Origin of the sequence: Streptomyces sp. NPDC058758 (assembly GCF_042746075.1) — a bacterium.
GTDB lineage: Bacteria > Actinomycetota > Actinomycetes > Streptomycetales > Streptomycetaceae > Streptomyces.
The window spans coordinates 210273-228595 of the sequence record NZ_JBHYPS010000002.1; the positions used below are offsets into that span (position 1 = coordinate 210273).

The 18323-nt window shown below is 70.2% G+C and carries 16 protein-coding genes; 8 read left to right on the forward strand and 8 right to left on the reverse strand.

Features of this window, described 5'->3' with window-relative positions; translation table 11 throughout:
* The first annotated feature begins 10 nt into the window (after positions 1 to 10).
* A complete protein-coding gene (locus tag ACFW6A_RS03820; protein WP_351842838.1) occupies positions 11 to 463 on the forward strand; it encodes a GNAT family N-acetyltransferase in 453 nt (150 codons plus the stop codon).
* Between the two features lie 62 nt (positions 464 to 525).
* Here the strand turns inward: ACFW6A_RS03820 and ACFW6A_RS03825 are convergent, their stop codons facing one another.
* Positions 526 to 1908 (reverse strand): serine hydrolase domain-containing protein, encoded by a 1383-nt coding sequence (locus ACFW6A_RS03825; RefSeq protein ID WP_351842840.1) that lies wholly within the window; start codon positions 1906 to 1908, stop codon positions 526 to 528.
* 37 nt (positions 1909 to 1945) lie between these two features.
* A complete protein-coding gene (gene dnaB, locus ACFW6A_RS03830) occupies positions 1946 to 3451 on the reverse strand; it encodes a replicative DNA helicase (RefSeq protein ID WP_351842842.1) in 1506 nt (501 codons plus the stop codon).
* 423 nt (positions 3452 to 3874) lie between these two features.
* Here dnaB and ACFW6A_RS03835 point away from each other — a divergent pair, with 423 nt between their 5' ends.
* Positions 3875 to 5212, forward strand: a complete 1338-nt coding sequence (locus tag ACFW6A_RS03835; RefSeq protein ID WP_351853448.1) for an MATE family efflux transporter — start codon at positions 3875 to 3877, stop codon at positions 5210 to 5212.
* A gap of 135 nt (positions 5213 to 5347) precedes the next feature.
* On the opposite strand, the gene rplI is transcribed toward ACFW6A_RS03835, so the two are convergent.
* The 4 genes from rplI to rpsF form a co-directional block, all read right to left on the reverse strand.
* Positions 5348 to 5794 (reverse strand): 50S ribosomal protein L9, encoded by a 447-nt coding sequence (gene rplI, locus ACFW6A_RS03840; protein ID WP_030493790.1) that lies wholly within the window; start codon positions 5792 to 5794, stop codon positions 5348 to 5350.
* Positions 5795 to 5812: 18 nt separating this feature from the next.
* Positions 5813 to 6049 carry a 30S ribosomal protein S18 gene (rpsR, locus tag ACFW6A_RS03845; RefSeq protein ID WP_005315025.1) on the reverse strand — a complete coding sequence of 79 codons (237 nt, stop codon included), beginning with the start codon at positions 6047 to 6049 and terminating at the stop codon, positions 5813 to 5815.
* Positions 6050 to 6127: 78 nt separating this feature from the next.
* Positions 6128 to 6718, reverse strand: a complete 591-nt coding sequence (locus tag ACFW6A_RS03850) for a single-stranded DNA-binding protein (protein ID WP_386638501.1) — start codon at positions 6716 to 6718, stop codon at positions 6128 to 6130.
* A gap of 72 nt (positions 6719 to 6790) precedes the next feature.
* Complete coding sequence (gene rpsF / locus ACFW6A_RS03855; RefSeq protein ID WP_004950685.1) at positions 6791 to 7081, reverse strand: 30S ribosomal protein S6; 291 nt, start codon at positions 7079 to 7081, stop codon at positions 6791 to 6793.
* 298 nt (positions 7082 to 7379) lie between these two features.
* Between rpsF and ACFW6A_RS03860 the strand changes: the two genes are divergently transcribed.
* The 3 genes from ACFW6A_RS03860 (at position 7380) to ACFW6A_RS03870 (ending at position 10060) form a co-directional block, all read left to right on the forward strand.
* On the forward strand, positions 7380 to 7694 hold the full coding sequence (locus ACFW6A_RS03860; RefSeq protein ID WP_351853454.1) for a hypothetical protein: 315 nt from the start codon (positions 7380 to 7382) through the stop codon (positions 7692 to 7694).
* Positions 7695 to 7811: 117 nt separating this feature from the next.
* Positions 7812 to 8930, forward strand: a complete 1119-nt coding sequence (locus tag ACFW6A_RS03865; RefSeq protein WP_351853456.1) for a peptidoglycan bridge formation glycyltransferase FemA/FemB family protein — start codon at positions 7812 to 7814, stop codon at positions 8928 to 8930.
* A gap of 98 nt (positions 8931 to 9028) precedes the next feature.
* Entirely contained in the window at positions 9029 to 10060 is a 1032-nt protein-coding gene (locus ACFW6A_RS03870) for an alanine racemase (protein ID WP_351853459.1), read from the forward strand.
* A 60-nt stretch (positions 10061 to 10120) separates the two neighbouring features.
* On the opposite strand, the gene ACFW6A_RS03875 is transcribed toward ACFW6A_RS03870, so the two are convergent.
* Positions 10121 to 11755: a glycosyltransferase family 87 protein gene (locus ACFW6A_RS03875; protein WP_386638504.1), complete on the reverse strand. Its 1635-nt coding sequence runs from the start codon at positions 11753 to 11755 to the stop codon at positions 10121 to 10123.
* 178 nt (positions 11756 to 11933) lie between these two features.
* Positions 11934 to 14783, reverse strand: a complete 2850-nt coding sequence (locus tag ACFW6A_RS03880) for a transglycosylase domain-containing protein (protein WP_386638507.1) — start codon at positions 14781 to 14783, stop codon at positions 11934 to 11936.
* A 382-nt stretch (positions 14784 to 15165) separates the two neighbouring features.
* On the opposite strand from ACFW6A_RS03880, the gene ACFW6A_RS03885 reads away from it, so the two are divergent.
* From ACFW6A_RS03885 to ACFW6A_RS03895, 3 genes are all read left to right on the forward strand, one after another.
* The gene (locus ACFW6A_RS03885) at positions 15166 to 15840 is read left to right on the forward strand and encodes a helix-turn-helix transcriptional regulator (protein ID WP_351853467.1); all 675 of its coding nucleotides are present in this window, start codon (positions 15166 to 15168) and stop codon (positions 15838 to 15840) included.
* 47 nt (positions 15841 to 15887) lie between these two features.
* Positions 15888 to 16970: an inositol-3-phosphate synthase gene (locus ACFW6A_RS03890; RefSeq protein ID WP_351853470.1), complete on the forward strand. Its 1083-nt coding sequence runs from the start codon at positions 15888 to 15890 to the stop codon at positions 16968 to 16970.
* A gap of 84 nt (positions 16971 to 17054) precedes the next feature.
* Positions 17055 to 18314, forward strand: a complete 1260-nt coding sequence (locus ACFW6A_RS03895) for an MFS transporter (protein WP_351853473.1) — start codon at positions 17055 to 17057, stop codon at positions 18312 to 18314.
* Positions 18315 to 18323: the final 9 nt, after the last annotated feature.

An 18323-nucleotide genomic window follows, 5' to 3' on the forward strand; every position in this document is an offset into this window, starting at 1 on the left:
CGCTGCGGGCATGAGCGATCTTGAGATCCGTCCCGCCACCGCCGAGGACGTGCCCGCGATCGTCGCGATGCTCGCCGACGACCCCCTCGGTGCCCAGCGGGAGTCCCCGGACGACCCGACGCCGTACCTCGCCGCCTTCGCCCGTCTCGCGGACGACCCGAACCAGCACCTCGTCGTCGCCACGCGCACGGGTCGGGTCGTCGGCACCCTCCAGCTGACGATCGTCCCCGGGCTCTCCCGGCGCGGCGCCACCCGCTCGATCATCGAGGGGGTGCGGATCCACTCCGACGAACGGGGCGGCGGTCTGGGCACCCTACTCATCGAATGGGCCGTCGAGGAGTCCCGGCGCCTGGAGTGCGCGCTGGTCCAGCTCACCTCCGACGCCACCCGCACCGACGCCCACCGCTTCTACGAGCGGCTCGGCTTCGAGGCCAGCCACGTGGGGTTCAAGCGGGCCCTCTGACACCGCCGCGGAGGGGCTCTGTTTCACGTGAAACAGAGCCCCTCCCCATCGGACTCAGCAGGTCACAGCCCGCGCCAGCCCTCCCCGTCCACCCCGCCCGGAACCGCGTCACCGGGCTCGTACGGCTCCCGGGTGAAGACGAAGGAGCCGAGGTCGAGGTGGCTCACGCTGCCGTCGGGACGGTGCACCACGCGCAGCGTCTCCCCCGCGTAGTAGCCGTCCAGGCCGATCCAGCCGCCCTCCGGCAGCGCCCGGAAGCGGGCACGGCGGCCGGCCCCCCGCAGCGGCTCCAGCACCACCCCGCGCTCCGCGCCGAGCCTCAGCCCGAAGGCGTACGTGCCCCAGTACCAGGGCCCGGTCAGCGCCAGGAGCTCCTGATCGACCTCGGACGCGGGCAGCGGCCGCCACGGCTCGGGGAACCGCGGCTCGGCCTCGGCCACGATCCGTACGAGATCGGTGGCCACGGCCCCGGTCAGCGGGCCGCTCGTCGCGTTGGCGAGGGCCACGCCGACCAGGCCCTCCTCGACGTCCACCCAGAGTCCCGCGACGAAGCCGGGCAACGAGCCCCCGTGACCGATGAGCGTGCCGCCCTCCTTGTGCGCCACCTGGAGGCCGAGGCCGTATCCCATCAGCGGGTCCCCGACGGCGGGCGGACCGACGGGGACCCGCATCTCGGCGACGGAGGAGGCGCTCAGCACGCGGTCGTCGCCCTCCACGAGGAAGGAGCCGAAGCGACAGAGGTCGGCGGCGGTCGACCACAGCCGGCCTGCCGCACCCATCACCCCCAGGTCCTCCGCGGGCTCGGGCAGCATCACGTCGGCCCAGGGGTGCACCGCCCAGCCCCCGGCATGCGGGGCGACCGGCTCCCCCGTCGTCCGGTCCATGCCCAGCGGCTCCAGGATCTCGGCACGCAGCGCCTCCTCCCAGGAAACCCCGCGCACCGCCTCGACCAGCGCGCCGAGCAGGGTGTAACCGGGGTTGGAGTAGTGGAAACTGCGGCCCGCCGGGTGAAGGACGGGCGTCTCCCCCAGCACGTCGGCGAGCTCGGGCCGCGTCGCGCCCGGCGTCCGCTCCCACCAGGGCGAGGGGGTCTCCGCCGCCAGCCCCGCGGTGTGGCCGAGCAACTGGGCGACGGTGACCTCGCCGACGCCCGTACCCGGCAGGTGCTTCTCCAGCGGGTCGTCGAGGCCGAGCAGTCCCTCGTCCCGGAGCCGCAGGACGAGGACGGCGGTGAACACCTTGGTGATCGAACCGATCCGGTACTGCGTGTCCGCGTCCGGGGCGTGCCCGTCGACGCAGCTGCGGGAACCGCTCCAGACCATCGCTCCCCCGCGGGCCACGGCACCCACGAACGAGGGCGCGCGCCCCTCGCTCTGGGCGCGGGCCACACGGTGCAGCAGGGAACGCTCGGTGGTGGGCAACAGGGCTTCGAAGGCTGAGGTCATGCGACCGATCATGCCCCGGCGTCCCGCCCCGGCACGATCAGGTTTGTGCCATGTCCACGAAGCGCGAGTAGTGGCCCTGGAAGGCCACGGTGATAGTGGCCGTGGGGCCGTTTCGGTGCTTGCCGACGATGATGTCGGCCTCGCCGGCGCGCGGGGACTCCTTCTCGTAGGCGTCCTCGCGGTGGAGCAGGATGACCATGTCGGCGTCCTGCTCGATCGAGCCGGACTCGCGCAGGTCGGAGACCATGGGCTTCTTGTCGGTGCGCTGCTCGGGACCACGGTTCAGCTGGGAGAGCGCGATCACCGGGAGCTCCAGCTCCTTGGCGAGGAGCTTGAGGTTTCGCGACATGTCGGAGACCTCCTGCTGACGGCTCTCCTGCCGCTTGGAACCGCCGGACTGCATCAGCTGGAGGTAGTCGATGATCACGAGCTTGAGGCCATTGCGCTGCTTGAGCCGGCGGCACTTGGCCCGGATCTCCATCATCGACAGGTTCGGGGAGTCGTCGATGTAGAGGGGCGCCTGGGAGACGTCCGGCATGCGGCGGGCGAGCCGGGTCCAGTCCTCGTCGGTCATCGTGCCGGAGCGCATGTGGTGCAGGGCGACTCGCGCCTCCGCCGACAGCAGGCGCATCGCGATCTCGTTGCGGCCCATTTCGAGGGAGAAGATGACGCTGGGCAGGTTGTTCTTGATCGACGCGGCCCGGGCGAAGTCCAGCGCGAGGGTGGACTTACCCATGGCGGGACGGGCCGCGATGATGATCATCTGGCCGGGGTGGAGTCCGTTGGTGAGCGAGTCGAGGTCGCTGAAGCCGGTGGGCACACCGGTCATCTCGCCGCTGCGGGAGCCGATCGCCTCGATCTCGTCGAGCGCGCCCTCCATGATGTCGCCGAGCGGCAGGTAGTCCTCGGTGGTCCGCTGCTCGGTGACCTTGTAGATCTCCGCCTGGGCCGAGTTCACGATCTCGTCGACGTCGCCGTCCGCCGCGTAACCCATCTGCGTGATCTTGGTTCCGGCCTCCACGAGCCGCCGCAGCACGGCCCGCTCGTGGACGATCTCCGCGTAGTACGAGGCGTTCGCCGCGGTCGGTACCGACTGGACGAGGGTGTGCAGGTAGGAGGCGCCGCCCACGCGGTTGATCTCGCCGCGCTTGGTGAGTTCGGCGCCGACGGTGATGGGGTCGGCGGGCTCGCCCTTGGCGTAGAGGTCGAGGATCGCGCCGAAGACCGTCTCGTGCGCGGGCTTGTAGAAGTCGTGGCCCTTGATGATCTCCACGACGTCGGCGATGGCGTCCTTGGAGAGGAGCATGCCGCCGAGCACGGACTGTTCGGCGTCGAGGTCCTGCGGAGGAACCCGCTCGAAGCCGGAGAGTCCGCCGTCCCAGGGGCCGTCGCTGCCGCGCTCGTGCTGCTCGTCGCGGCCCCGGCCGCGTCCGCGGCCCTCGCCACGGCCTTCGCCGCGCCCCTCGCCCCGGGTGCGGACGGGCAGCCGGTCGCTCGGTCCGCCGTCGGCCCAGGGGTCGTCCATGGGCTCGGGAACGCTCACCCGCCACCTCTTCCCGTCCGCTCCGCGGACCTCGCCGCGCCACTCCTTCTTACGCCACGGCCTTGATCAAAGAGTGGCTTTGCGTCCGCTTCTGGCGCGTCGGGCGCCGGTCCACGGTAGGCCCGCGAGGGGCATCCGCCAATCTGGTTATCCACAGGCTCTGTGTATGAAGGGCCAGATGCTGTGGATAAGCCGCCGGATCCTGTGCACGGACCGGGGGACAGTCATGTGGACAAACTCATAGGCCCCTCCACTTTGCAGCTCTGACCTGCACCTTTCCCATCCACGGGCTGTGGGGGAGAAAAACTTTTCTCCTGGACCCACGATCAGAACAAACAGCCCACACCCGAAGCCCCGCTCCCCCCAAAAGTAAGGATCACAGATGCATTGTATCTCTTACCTGTGGACGATTAGATTGACCTCATGACCCAGGCCCCCACGAGCTCCAAGGCCGCGCTGCGCCGACACGACCGCGAGATCCTCTCCCTCGCGTTGCCGGCCTTCGGCGCACTCGTCGCCGAACCGCTCTTCCTCATGGTGGACAGCGCCATCGTGGGCCACCTCGGCACACCTCAGCTCGCGGGCCTCGCCATCGCCGGAGCGCTGCTCTCCACCGCGGTCAGCGTCTTCGTCTTCCTCGCCTACGCCACCACGGCCGCCGTCGCCCGGCGGGTCGGCTCGGGCGATCTGGCCGCCGCCCTCCGGCAAGGCATTGACGGCATCTGGCTGGCCCTCCTCCTGGGCATCGCCGTCGTCGCGGTCACCCTGCCCACGGCCCCCTGGCTGGTAGAGGCATTCGGCGCCTCCGACACCGCCGCCCCCTACGCCACCACGTATCTGCGGATCTCCCTCCTGGGCATCCCCGCGATGCTGATCGTCCTGGCCGCCACCGGTGTCCTGCGGGGCCTCCAGGACACCCGCACCCCGCTCTACGTGGCCGTCGGCGGCTTCGCGGTCAACGGCGCCCTCAACGTCGGCCTGGTCTACGGCGCCGGGCTCGGCATCGCGGGCTCCGCCTGGGGCACCGTCATCGCCCAGTGCGGCATGGCCGCGGCGTACCTCGTCGTGGTCGTCCGGGGCGCCCGCCGTCACGGGGCCTCGCTCCGGCCCGACGCGTCCGGCATCCGGGCCAGCGCACAGGCCGGCGTCCCGCTCCTGGTCCGTACGCTCTCGCTGCGGGCCGCCCTGATGATCGCCACCGCCGTCGCCGCCCGCCTGGGCGACACGGAGGTCGCGTCCCACCAGATCATCCTCTCCCTGTGGAACCTGATGGCTTTCGCCCTGGACGCCATCGCCATCGCCGGCCAGGCCATCATCGGCCGCTACCTGGGTGCCGACGACGCCGAGGGCGCCCGCCAGGTCTGCCGCCGCATGGTCCTGTGGGGCGTGGTCTCCGGGGCGGTCCTCGGCCTGCTGCTCGTCCTGGCCCGCCCGCTCTTCATCCCGCTCTTCACCAGCGATCCGGCCGTCCAGTCCACCCTGCTGCCGGCCCTGCTCGTCGTGGCGGTCTCCCAGCCCGTCTCCGGGGTCGTGTTCGTCCTCGACGGCGTCCTGATGGGCGCGGGCGACGGCCCCTACCTCGCTTGGGCGATGCTCCTCACGCTTGCGGTCTTCGCTCCCGTCGCGCTGCTCGTACCGGTGCTCGGCGGTGGGCTGACCGCCCTCTGGTGGGCGATGACGCTGATGATGGTGGTGCGGCTGGGCACGCTCTGGTTCCGGATGCGCTCCGGCCGCTGGATCGTCACGGGCGCCACTCGCTGACCGTATCCGCCGTTTCACGTGGAACACCGCATCCGTCTCCAGGGAACGTTCCACGTGAAACGGCGGAAGGGCCGCCCCCCGCGAGGGGAGCGGCCCTTCCTTCTGCGCGGACGCAGAACTGCTGAGAGAGCAGCGTTACGCGGCAACGACCTCGATGCCGAGCTTCGCGGCGACCTCGGGGTGCAGACGCACGAGCACCTGGTGCGAGCCCAGGGTCTTGATCGGCGAACCGAGCTCGACGCGACGCTTGTCGACCTCGGGGCCACCGGCGGACTTGATCGCCGTGGCGACGTCGGCCGGGGTCACGGAGCCGAAGAGACGGCCGGCGTCGCCGGAGCGAACGGCCAGGCGCACCTTCGTGCCCTCGAGCTTGGCCTTGACCTCGTTGGCCTGCTCGATGGTCGCGATCTCGTGGATCTTGCGGGCGCGGCGGATCTGCGCCACGTCCTTCTCGCCACCCTTGGTCCAGCGGATCGCGAAACCACGCGGGACCAGGTAGTTGCGAGCGTAGCCGTCCTTGACCTCGACGACGTCGCCGGCCGCACCGAGGCCGGAGACTTCCTGGGTGAGGATGATCTTCATTTTTCGGTCACCCTTCCCTTATCGCGCGGTGGACGTGTAGGGCAGCAGCGCCATCTCACGGCTGTTCTTGACGGCCGTGGCGACGTCACGCTGGTGCTGCGTGCAGTTGCCGGTCACGCGGCGGGCACGGATCTTGCCGCGGTCGGAAATGAACTTCCGCAGCATGTTCGTGTCCTTGTAGTCCACGTACGCGGTCTTGTCCTTGCAGAACGCGCAGACCTTCTTCTTAGGCTTGCGCACAGGCGGCTTCGCCATGGTGTTTCTCCTGTGTGATCAAGAAGTGTGGGGTACGAGCCACTTCCGGGTCTCTTCCGGAAAACCGGAAGGGGAGCCCTAGAAGGGGGGCTCGTCCGAGTAGCCGCCGCCGGAGTTGCCACCCCAGCCGCCACCGCCGCCGGCCTGCTGGCCGCCGGAGGAGCCGCCGGTGGCCCAGGGGTCGTCGGAGGGAGCTCCGCCGCCGCCCTGCTGGCCGCCGCCGGAGTTTCCGCCCCAGCCGCCGCCACCCTGCTGGCCGCCACCGCCGCCGCCGAAACCGCCGCCGCCACCCTGACCACCGCGGCCGGTGGTCTTGGTGACCTTGGCCGTGGCGTTGCGCAGGCTGGGACCGACTTCTTCGACGTCCAGCTCGAAGACCGTGCGCTTGACGCCCTGGTTGTCCTCGTAGGACCGCTGCTTGAGCCGGCCCTGCACGACGACGCGCATGCCGCGCTGAAGGGACTCGGCGACGTTCTCCGCCGCCTGACGCCAGACCGAGCAGGTCAGGAAGAGGCTCTCGCCGTCCTTCCACTCGTTGGTCTGACGGTCGAAGGTGCGGGGAGTGGACGCGACGCGGAACTTCGCGACCGCCGCACCGGACGGGGTGAAGCGCAGCTCGGGGTCGTCGACGAGATTGCCGACGACCGTGATGACGGTCTCGCCTGCCATGGGTGAACCTCTCGGCGGGATTGCTTCTGGCTGCTTGCTGCTACTCGGACCCGATTACCTCTGAGCGGAAGCTCAGTGGGTCTCGGGGCGGAGGACCTTGGTCCGGAGGACCGACTCGTTCAGGTTCATCTGGCGGTCGAGCTCCTTGACGACCGCAGGCTCGGCCTGCAGGTCGATGACCGAGTAGATGCCCTCGGGCTTCTTCTTGATCTCGTAGGCGAGACGACGACGGCCCCAGGTGTCGACCTTCTCGACCTTTCCGTTGCCCTCACGGACGACGGAGAGGAAGTTCTCGATCAGCGGGGAGACAGCGCGCTCCTCGAGATCGGGGTCGAGGATGACCATCACCTCGTAGTGACGCATGTGGAACCCACCTCCTTTGGACTCAGCGGCCACGGTCGTTCCGTGGCAGGAGGGTCGTGATGCGTGAGCGACGGTATCGGCCACCACTGACAACGAGCCCCGACGAGCGGGGTGTGTCGACGGCCCTGGGGAACCAGGTCCTGGAGTAACCAGGGCAGACACCGGCGCAGACCGTACAGAGTACCCGCACATCGCCTTGCGGTTGAAATCCGGTGGGGAGGGGACGCAATCTGTACACATCGGACGTCGGCGGCGCTAGGATGCGCCGCCCTCGGCACGGCACGCCAGGAGGTGCCCCATGGCACAGGCAATGCGACCCGACCCCGGCCACTCCCTCTTCGCGACGGACGGCAAGCCGCACCCCCTCCAGGACACCCTGCTCGCGGTGACCCTGGTGCTCGGCATCCTGTCCTTCGTCACGGCGCAGTTCCACAGCCTGCACCTGCTCAGCTCCTGGACGGGCCTGATCGGCATCCTGACCGGTGCCTACGGACAGTTCATCTCCGTCACCACCCGCGAACGCTTCTTCCTGATCATCGGACTCGGCGCCTCGGCCGTGGGCTTCTACCTCGGCATGGCCCACGGAGGGCTCTTCACCGGCGTGATCAACTGACGCCGGGCACGTCAGGGCCCACGCGGCCCTTCGGGGCGCTCCCCGGTCGCAGTAGGCTTCGGCGCGAGAGCCGGAGCCCCTGACCGATGGGGACACACCTGCCGAGGAGCGCCCCGCATGAGCCTGACCCTGAGGACCATCAGCCGAGAGCAGCATCTGGCGTACATCCAGACCCTGCCCGGCGCGAGCCACTGCCAGGTCCCGGCGTGGGCGGACGTGAAGACCGAGTGGCGCTCGGAGAACCTCGGCTGGTTCGACAAGAGCGGCGAGCTCGTCGGCGTCGGCCTGGTGCTCTACCGGCAGCTCCCCAAGCTCAAGCGCTACCTGGCCTACCTCCCCGAGGGCCCGGTCATCAACTGGCACGCCCCGAACCTCGACGAGTGGCTCCAGCCCATGCTGGCCCACCTCAAGCAGCAGGGCGCCTTCTCCGTGAAGATGGGCCCGCCGGTCGTCATCCGCCGCTGGGACGCGGCCGCGATCAAGTCCGGCATCCAGGACCCGGACGTGAAGCGCCTCAAGGACGTGCAGGCCACCGAGGTCGTGCCGCAGGCCTTCGAGGTCGCCGACCGGCTCCGGAGGATGGGCTGGCAGCAGGCCGAGGACGGCGGCGCCGGCTTCGGCGACGTGCAGCCCCGCTACGTCTTCCAGGTCCCGCTGGCCAACCGCTCCCTCGACGACGTCCTCAAGGGCTTCAACCAGCTGTGGCGCCGCAACATCAAGAAGGCCGAGAAGGCCGGCGTCGAGGTCGTCCAGGGCGGCTACGAGGACCTCGCCGAGTGGCAGCGCCTGTACGAGATCACCGCCGTCCGCGACAAGTTCCGGCCGCGCCCGCTCTCGTACTTCCAGCGCATGTGGACCGTCCTCAACAACGAGGACCCCAACCGGATGCGGCTCTACTTCGCCCGCCACAACGGCGTGAACCTCTCCGCGGCGACCATGCTCGTCGTCGGCGGCCACGTCTGGTACTCGTACGGCGCCTCCGACAACATCGGGCGCGAGGTCAGGCCCTCCAACGCCATGCAGTGGCGGATGCTGCGCGACGCGTACGCGATGGGCGCGACCGTCTACGACCTGCGCGGCATCTCGGACTCGCTCGACGAGACCGACCACCTCTTCGGCCTCATCCAGTTCAAGGTCGGCACCGGCGGCGAGGCCGTCGAGTACGTCGGCGAGTGGGACTTCCCGCTGAACAAGCTCCTGCACAAGGCGCTCGACATCTACATGTCGCGTCGCTGACGCTCCGCGCGGGGCTTGCGTAACCTCGTAGTTCCACGAGTCTCGTACACACCTGCGAAACCCCCCACCGCAGCCATCAGAAAGGTTCCGGGCCGGCCATGGCGCTCTCCCTCTACGTCGACACCGCTCGCTGGCGGGCGCACCAGAAGACCGTGATCGACCAGTTCCCCGGTCTGATCCCGGTCTGCAAGGGCAACGGCTACGGCTTCGGCCACGAACGGCTCGCCGAGGAGGCGGCCCGCTTCGGCGCCGACATGCTCGCGGTGGGGACCACGTACGAGGCCGCGAGGATCAAGGACTGGTTCGGCGGCGACCTGCTGGTCCTCACCCCTTTCCGGCGGGGCGAGGAGCCGGTGCCGCTGCCCGACCGGGTCGTCCGCTCCGTCTCCTCGGTGGACGGCGTGCACGCCCTGGTCGGCGCCCGCGTCGTCATCGAGGTGATGAGCTCGATGAAGCGGCACGGCGTCCGCGAGGAGGAGCTCGGGCTGCTGGCGTCCGCGATCGAGGACGTGCGCCTGGAGGGCTTCGCCCTGCACCTGCCGCTGGACCGCCCGGACGGCACGGACGCCGTCGAGGAGGTCATCGCCTGGATGGACCGGCTGCGCGCCGCCCGGCTGCCGCTGCACACCATGTTCGTGAGCCACCTGCGGGCCGAGGAGCAGGCCCGGCTCCAGCAGCAGTTCCCGCAGACCCGTTTCCGCGCCCGCATCGGCACCCGGCTCTGGCTGGGCGACCACGAGGCCACCGAGTACCGCGGTTCGGTCCTGGACGTCACCCGGGTCGCCAAGGGCGACCGCTTCGGTTACCGCCAGCAGAAGGCCGCCTCGGACGGCTGGCTGGTCGTCGTCGCCGGCGGCACCTCGCACGGCGTGGGCCTGGAGGCGCCGAAGGCGATGCACGGCGTGATGCCGCGCGCCAAGGGCGTGGCCCGGGCCGGCCTGGCCACGGTCAACCGGAACCTGTCGCCGTTCGTCTGGGCGGGCAAGCAGCGCTGGTTCGCCGAGCCGCCGCACATGCAGGTGTCGATCCTCTTCGTGCCGGCCGACGCCCAGGAGCCGCAGGTCGGCGACGAGCTGGTGGCGCACCTGCGGCACACCACGACCCAGTTCGACCGGCTCGTCGAGCGCTGACGCGGCGCGCCGAGGCGCCGAGCCGGCCGTACGCCGCTTCGCCCCGTCACACCGGCGGGATCACCCCCGGGAGCCCTCGGCCCCGGGGGTTCCCCATGTCACGAGGAGCTCCTGCGCGCCGGTCTCGGGCGCGGGGGCCGCGTGCCGGGCCGGCCGGGCCGCCCTGCCCACCACGAAGACGTCCCGCGCGCCGTCCAGGACGCCTCCCGCGGGGTCGTCGGAGCCGTCCTTGCGGACCGGGTCCTTCTCGGGCGCCAGGATGTCCCGTACGACCACGGCGCACAGGTACAGCGTGCCCAGCAGGTGCAGCACGATCGCGAAGTGGTAGCCGTCCAGCGGCAGTCCCTGCTTGCTGCCGCTGCCGGTGAAGGCGAGGTACATCCAGATCCCGAGGTAGTACAGGACCTCGCAGGACTGCCAGACGAGGAAGTCGCGCCAGCGCGGCCGGGCGAGCGCGGCGAGCGGCACCAGCCACAGCACGTACTGCGGCGAGTAGACCTTGTTGGTGAGGACGAACGCGGCGACCATCAGAAACGCCAGCTGGGCCAGCCGGGGCCGGCGGGGCGCGGTGAGGGCCAGCCAGGCGAGCCCGCCCGCGGCCAGCAGCAGGAGCAGCAGCGCGTACAGGTTGGCCCGCTCGGGCGGGATGGTCTGGCCGCCGCGCTGGCTGACGAGCAGCCAGACCGAGCCGAAGTCCACGTTCCGGTCGCGGCTGAACAGGTAGAACTGCTTCCAGCCCTCGGGCGCGAGGAGCATCACCGGCAGGTTCACCACGAGCCAGGAGCCGACCGCGCCGAGCAGCGCGCTGCCGAAGGCGCGCATCCTCCCGGCCCGCAGGCAGAGCAGCAGCAGCGGCCACAGGAGCAGCACCGGGTAGAACTTGGCGGCGACGGCGAGGCCGAGCAGGATGCCGGCGGCGAGCGGCCGGGTGCGGGACCACATCAGGATCGCTGCGGCGGTGAGGGCCACGGCCAGCAGGTCCCAGTTGATGGTGGCGGTGAGGGCCACGGAGGGCGCCAGGGCGACCAGCAGGCCGTCCCAGGGCCGGCGGCGGTGCGTCCGGGCCACACAGACCGCCAGGAAGGCCGCGCAGACCATCAGCAGGCCCGCGTTGACCAGCCAGTACGCCTGGCCCTGCTCCTGGAGCGAGCCGTCGGGCGTCAGCCAGGCCGCGACCTCCATGAAGAGCCCCGTCAGGACGGGGTACTCCAGGAACGGTATGTCGCCGGCGAGCCGGTCGAAGTAGGGCACCAGGCCCTCGGAGAAGCCGCGCCCGGCGAAGAGGTGCGGGATGTCCGAGTAGCAGGCGTGGGTGTACTGGGAGGTGGTGCCGCGGAACCAGGCCCAGTTGTAGCAGGGGAGCTTCTGCACCATGCCGAGGGCGAACATGCCGATGGCCACAAGGGCGATCACCCGCACCGGGGTGAACTGGCCGCCCGCGGGCCCGCTGCCGGGCAGGGCGCGGCGGCCGTAGCGCCCGCCGATGAGCTCGCTGCCGGCGGCGGCCACCTCGTCCCGCCGGGTCGGGGCGACGACGGGGGCGACGGCCGAGGGCGTTTCCCCACGGTCTCCGTCCGGCGCCGCGGACCCGTCGGCCGGGGGCCCGTGGGGCGCGTCCCCGTCGGCCCGGGACCGGTCGCCCTCGGGACCGTCGAGGGGGCCGTTCGTCTTCTTCAGGCTCGGCATGGGGGACATCCTGCCGTACGCCCCTGGGAATCCGGCCGCGGCCGGGACGGAAACCGGCGCCGGAGCATCGTGTTTCACGTGAAACGCGGAGGGCCGCCGCGGTCCGCCCCGTACGTGCTGTACGGAGCGGCCGCGACGGCCCTCGCGGCGCCGGGGTCCCGCCCTCACGGGCCGGGCCCCGGCCACCTCAGTCGAAGAGGCTGCCGCTTCCGGTGGCTCCGTCGGTCGGCTCGCCGCCGTTGCCACCGTTGTTGTTGCCGTTCCCGGGGCCTCCGGGCTGCGTCGTGGTCGGCGGTGGCGACGTGTTCGTGTCGGTCGGCGTGGGATCGGTCGGCTGGCCGGTGTTGCCGCCGTCGCCGCCGCCCGTGCTGTTGCAGTTCCAGTCCCAGATGTTGCAGGTGGTCTTGCCGGGCTTCGGCTCCTTGGTGGTCGGACGGCCCGCGTCGGTGGGCGTCGCCGGGGGAGTCGTCGTCGGAGCGGTGGTGGCCGTCTCGGTCGGCGTCGCCGTCTCGGTCGGCGTCGGGGTGGCCGTCGGGCTGGGCGTGGCGCCACCGCCGAAGACCGCCTTGGCATCCGCGAGCTTCTCCGGCTTGGGGAACTTCTCGACGGGCAGGTCCGCGACGGCGTCCGTCATGTAGTCGTTCCAGATGCGGGACGGGAAGGACGAACCGTGGATCGCCTTCTGGCCACCCGTTCCGTACATCTCCAGGAACTCGCGGCCTTCCTTGGTCTCGTCGTCGTCGAAGCGGTACATGTCGATCGCCGTCGAGAGCTGCGGGGTGTAGCCGACGAACCAGGCCGACATGTTGTCGTCGGTGGTACCGGTCTTGCCGGCCACGTCGCGGCCGGGGATGGCCGCGTTGTTGCCGGTGCCGTCCTTGTCCTCGACGACGCTGCGGAGCACGTCGGTGACGTTGGAGGAGATGGCCGAGGAGAACGCCTGCTTGGAAGCGGCCTCGTGCTTGAAGATGACCTTGCCGCCCTTGACCACCTTGGTGACCGAGTAGGGCTCGTTGCGCACGCCCTCGTTGGCGAAGGTGGAGTAGGCGCCGGCCATGCGGATCGCGCTCGGGCTGGAGATGCCGAGGGAGAAGGAGGGGACCTCGCCCTTCACCAGGGAGTCGGGGCGCAGCCCGGCGGTGACGGCCGCCTCACGCACCTTGTCGATGCCGACGTCCATGCCGAGCTGCACGAAGGGGGAGTTGGCGGAGACGATCATCGCGCGGCGCAGGCTGATGTTGCCGTAGCTCTGGTTGCCCTCGTTGTTCTGCTTCCACTCCTCTCCCTTCTCGTTGTGCCAGATCTCGCCGTTGTACTTGCGGACCTTGAGGTCGTCCTTGCCGTTGTAGCGGCTCTTGTCGGGGTCGACGAGGGTACGCGTGGAAGGGCCCTGCTCCGATGGTCCCTCCGGGTCGCGGACGCCGTCCTGCATCGCGGCGGCGAGCACGAAGGGCTTGAAGGTCGAGCCGACCTGGGCGCCGGTGGTGTCGGCGTTGTTGGTGTAGTGCTTGGTGGCGTCCTGGCCGCCGTAGAGCGCGACGATGGCACCGGTCTTGACATCGACGGAGGCGCCGCCGAACTCGACGTGGGTGTCGTCCTCCGGACGCTTCTTCTCGTCGATGTACTCGTCGTAGATCTTCTTGACCGACTCGGACATCGCGTCCACCTTCTTCTTGTCGAAGGTGGTGTGGATCTCGTAGCCGCCGAGGTTCAGGGCCTCTTCGCTGATGTCGTACTTGCTGCGGAAGTTGGCCTTCGCGGTGGCGACCAGGTAGCCGATCTGGCCACCGAGCTGCGCGTCCTGCTTCGGCTTCTGGATCTTCGGCAGGGTCGTGTACTTCGCCCGCTCCGCCGCCGGGATCTTCCCGTCCTTGACCATCTCGTCGAGGATCCAGGACCAGCGGATGGTGAGCCGCTCCAGGTTCTTCTGGGGGGTGGCGTTCGGGTCGACCTCGGGGTAGCCGGCCGGGTCGAAGTAGGTGGCGCCCTTCAGCACGGAGGCGAGGACGGCCGACTCGGAGGCGTTCAGGTCCTTGGCGTCCTTGTCGAAGTACGCGCGGGCGGCGGCCTGGATGCCGTAGGCGTTGCGGCCGTAGTAGGCGGTGTTGAGGTAGCCCGCCATGATCTCGGGCTTCTCGACCTCGTTGCCGACCTTGATGGAGATGAAGAGTTCCTTCACCTTCCGGGACAGGGACTGCGTCTGGTCGTTGAGCAGGCCGTTCTTCACGTACTGCTGGGTGATGGTCGAGCCGCCCTGGGTCTCGCCGCCCTTCGCCATGTTCCACACGGCGCGGCCGATGCCCATGGGGTCGACGCCCCAGTCGTCCCAGAAGGTCTTGTTCTCGGCCGAGACCACGGCTTCCTGCATGACCTTCGGGATCTGCTCGATGCCGATGATCTGGCGGTTCTGGCCGGCGCCGGTCGCGACCATGCGCGAGCCGTCTTTCCAGTAATAGATGTTGTTCTGGGAGGTCGCCGCGTCGGCCACGTTGGGAATGGTCACCTTCGAGTACGCGATGACCGAGCCGCCCATGAGGAGCGCGAAGAAGACCAGGAACGTGCCCGTGACGAGCTTCCACGACGGCATCCAGCGGCGCCAGCCGTGCTTGCCGAACCGCGGGTAGTCGATCATGCGCTTCTTGCCGGGCGGACGACCGCCCGGGGCTCCGCCGCGACCGCCCCCTCCGCCACCGCCTCCGCCGCGGCGGCCACCGCCGCCGGGGCCGTTCGGTCCGCCGGGGCCGGCCGCGGGCGCGCGGCGGCGGCCGCCCCGCTGGGCGGCCCGGCGGGCCTCCGCGCGGCCGCCGTACGGACGTGCCTCCTCCCCGTGGGAGGAGGGGGACCCGTAGGAACCGGACGACCCGTACGCATCGGAGGACCCGTAAGGGGCCGGCGATCCGTACGGAGGCGTCCCCGTACCGGGGTCATGGGCCGGGGCCGACCTGCGGCCGGTCGGCTGCTGGGCGGCGCGTCGTGCCGCCGCGCGGCCGCCCGTCGGCGGCTCCTGCGACGGCATCCTGCGACGGTGCTCGCTCATCGAACGACTACTCCTCGGGCAGGCGCGTACGCCTGGAAGCGGCAGTTGAGTTCCGGTCCCCCCGAAATGCGTACGACCGGAGCCCATCGGAGGCCCCTTTCGTACCGCAGCCGGTCACCCGCTGCACTGACGCCCCAGCGCGGCTCCTGGTTCCCGGTGGTGTGCATGCCGCACAGACTACGCACGGCCAAAACCCCTCTTGCGCCGGAGTTCACCCCAAATCAGGCAAGTCGCACGCTGTGAATTGACGATGTGACGCCGGTCACGGCACGTCCACTTGTCGGACCTCTCGGGCCGTTCTATCGTGCTGATGTATCGAGTCGATACATCAGCACGGCATAAAGATTTCCGAGGGCGAACCGCAGGACGAAGGAGGCGACACATGAGCAGACGCTCCGGCATCCTCGAGTTCGCCGTTCTCGGCCTGCTGCGCGAAGCCCCCATGCACGGCTACGAGCTGCGCAAGCGCCTCAACACCTCGCTCGGAATCTTCCGCGCGTTCAGCTACGGGACGCTCTACCCCTGCCTCAAGACGCTGGTCGCCAGCGGCTGGTTGATCGAGGAACCGGGCAGCGCCCCCGAGGAGGCCCTCGCCTCGTCACTCGCAGGACGCCGGGCCAAGATCGTCTACCGGTTGACGCCGGAAGGTAAGGAGCACTTCGAGGAGCTCCTCTCCCACACCGGCCCCGATGCCTGGGAGGACGAGCACTTCGCCGCCCGCTTCGCGTTCTTCGGCCAGACCGAGCGCGAGGTGCGGATGCGGGTCCTCGAAGGCCGCCGCAGCCGGCTGGAGGAGCGCCTGGAGAAGATGCGCGCCTCGCTGGCCCGGACGCGCGAGCGACTCGACGACTACACGCTTGAGCTCCAGCGCCACGGAATGGAGTCCGTGGAGCGCGAAGTGCGCTGGCTGAACGAGCTCATCGAGAGCGAGCGGGCGGGCCGCGACCAGCGGCCCGGCACCGACGCTCCGCACGACAACGATTCTGGAGAGACGGGCGGCCTGCCCCGGCACGGGGGCAGTACCCGGCCGGATCCGTCCGATGACACCACCAAGTGAAACCCTGCGCCAGCAGGGCTTCCACGAACACACAGGGAGCAACCGGAATGGGTTCGGTTCGCGTAGCCATCGTCGGCGTGGGCAACTGCGCCGCCTCGCTGGTGCAGGGCGTCGAGTACTACAAGGACGCCGACCCGGCGACCAAGGTGCCCGGCCTGATGCACGTCCAGTTCGGCGACTACCACGTCGGTGACGTCGAGTTCGTCGCCGCCTTCGACGTCGACGCGAAGAAGGTCGGCCTCGACCTCTCCGACGCCATCGGCGCCAGCGAGAACAACACCATCAAGATCTGCGACGTCCCGAACGCGGGCGTCACGGTCCAGCGCGGCCACACCCTCGACGGCCTCGGCAAGTACTACCGCCAGACCATCGAGGAGTCCGCCGAGGAGCCGGTCGACGTCGTCCAGATCCTCAAGGACCGCCAGGTCGACGTCCTCGTCTGCTACCTGCCCGTCGGTTCCGAGGAAGCGGCGAAGTTCTACGCCCAGTGCGCCATCGACGCCAAGGTCGCCTTCGTCAACGCCCTCCCGGTCTTCATCGCCGGCACCAAGGAGTGGGCCGACAAGTTCACCGAGGCCGGTGTCCCGATCGTCGGCGACGACATCAAGTCCCAGGTGGGCGCGACCATCACGCACCGCGTGATGGCCAAGCTCTTCGAGGACCGCGGTGTCCGTCTCGAGCGCACCATGCAGCTCAACGTCGGCGGCAACATGGACTTCAAGAACATGCTCGAGCGCGAGCGCCTGGAGTCCAAGAAGATCTCGAAGACGCAGGCCGTCACCTCGCAGATCCCGGACCGCGAGCTGGGCGACAAGAACGTCCACATCGGCCCGTCGGACTACGTGGCCTGGCTGGACGACCGCAAGTGGGCGTACGTGCGCCTCGAGGGCCGCGCCTTCGGCGACGTCCCGCTGAACCTGGAGTACAAGCTCGAGGTCTGGGACTCCCCGAACTCGGCCGGTGTCATCATCGACGCCCTGCGCGCCGCGAAGATCGCCAAGGACCGCGGCATCGGCGGCCCGATCCTCTCCGCGTCCTCCTACTTCATGAAGTCCCCGCCGGTGCAGTACTTCGACGACGAGGCCCTGGCCAACGTCGAGAAGTTCATCAAGGGCGAGGTCGAGCGCTGACCTTCCGAGGTCCGACGCGTTTCACCTGACGAGGGTCCCCGCGGCACTGCCCGGGGACCCTCGCCGTGTGTGAGTCTTGCTGCCATGTCCGTCGTACGTGATCTGCGCGTACTGCTGCGCCTGCGCGACTTCCGGCGCCTGCTCGCCGTCCGGCTGCTCTCCCAGTGCGCCGACGGGGTCTACCAGGTCGCCCTGGCCACGTACGTCGTCTTCTCCCCCGAGAAACAGGCCTCGCCCGCCGCCATCGCCTCCGCCATGGCCGTGCTCCTGCTCCCGTACTCCCTCGTCGGCCCCTTCGCCGGGGTCCTCCTGGACCGCTGGCAGCGCCGCCAGGTCTTCCTCTACGGGAACCTGCTCCGCGCCCTGCTCGCCGGCGGGACCGCCCTGCTGGTCCTCGCCTCGGTCCCGGACTGGCTCTTCTACGCCTCCGCCCTCTCCGTCACGGCCGTCAACCGCTTCGTCCTCGCGGGGCTCTCCGCCGCCCTGCCCCGGGTCGTCGACGAGGAGCGGCTCGTCGTTGCCAACTCGCTCTCGCCCACCGCGGGCACCCTCGCCGCCACCGTCGGCGGCGGACTCGCCTTCGGCGTCCGGCTGCTCGCCGACGGTTCCGACGCGGCGGTGGTCGCCTTCGGCGCCGCCCTCTACCTCTGCGCCGCCCTCGCCTCGCTGCGGATCGCCAGGGAACTGCTCGGCCCCGATCCCGACCAGGTACCGGTCCGGCTCTCCACGGCGCTCGCCTCCACCGCCCGGGGCCTCGCCGCCGGCCTCCGCCACCTCGCCGCACGCCGGCCGGCCGCCCGGGCGCTCACCGCGGTCGGGCTGATGCGCTTCTGCTACGGCGCCCTGCTCGTGACCGTGCTGATGCTCTGCCGGTACGCCTGGAGCACCACCGAGTCCGAGGGGCTGGGGCTCCTGGGGATCGCCGTCGCCGCCTCGGGCGCCGGCTTCTTCGCCGCCGCCGTCCTTTCCCCCTGGGCCGTGGGACGCTTCGGCCCCTTCGGCTGGATGGTCCTGTGCTCGGCCACGGCCGCCGTCCTCGTCCCGGCGCTCGCCCTGTCCTTCACCCCCGGGCCCTTCCTGGTCGCCGCCTTCGTCCTCGGGCTCATCACCCAGGGCGCGAAGATCGCGACGGACACGGTGGTGCAGACGCAGGTGGACGACGCCTACCGGGGGCGGGTCTTCTCCCTGTACGACGTGCTGTTCAACGTCGCCTTCGTGGCGGCGGCCGGGGTCGCCGCGCTGATGCTGCCGCCCGACGGCCGCTCCCCGCTGCTGATCGTGCTGGTGGCGGCGGGGTACGCGGGGATCGCGCTGTTCCTGCGCGGCGGCCGGGAGGGCAGGTGATGTTTCACG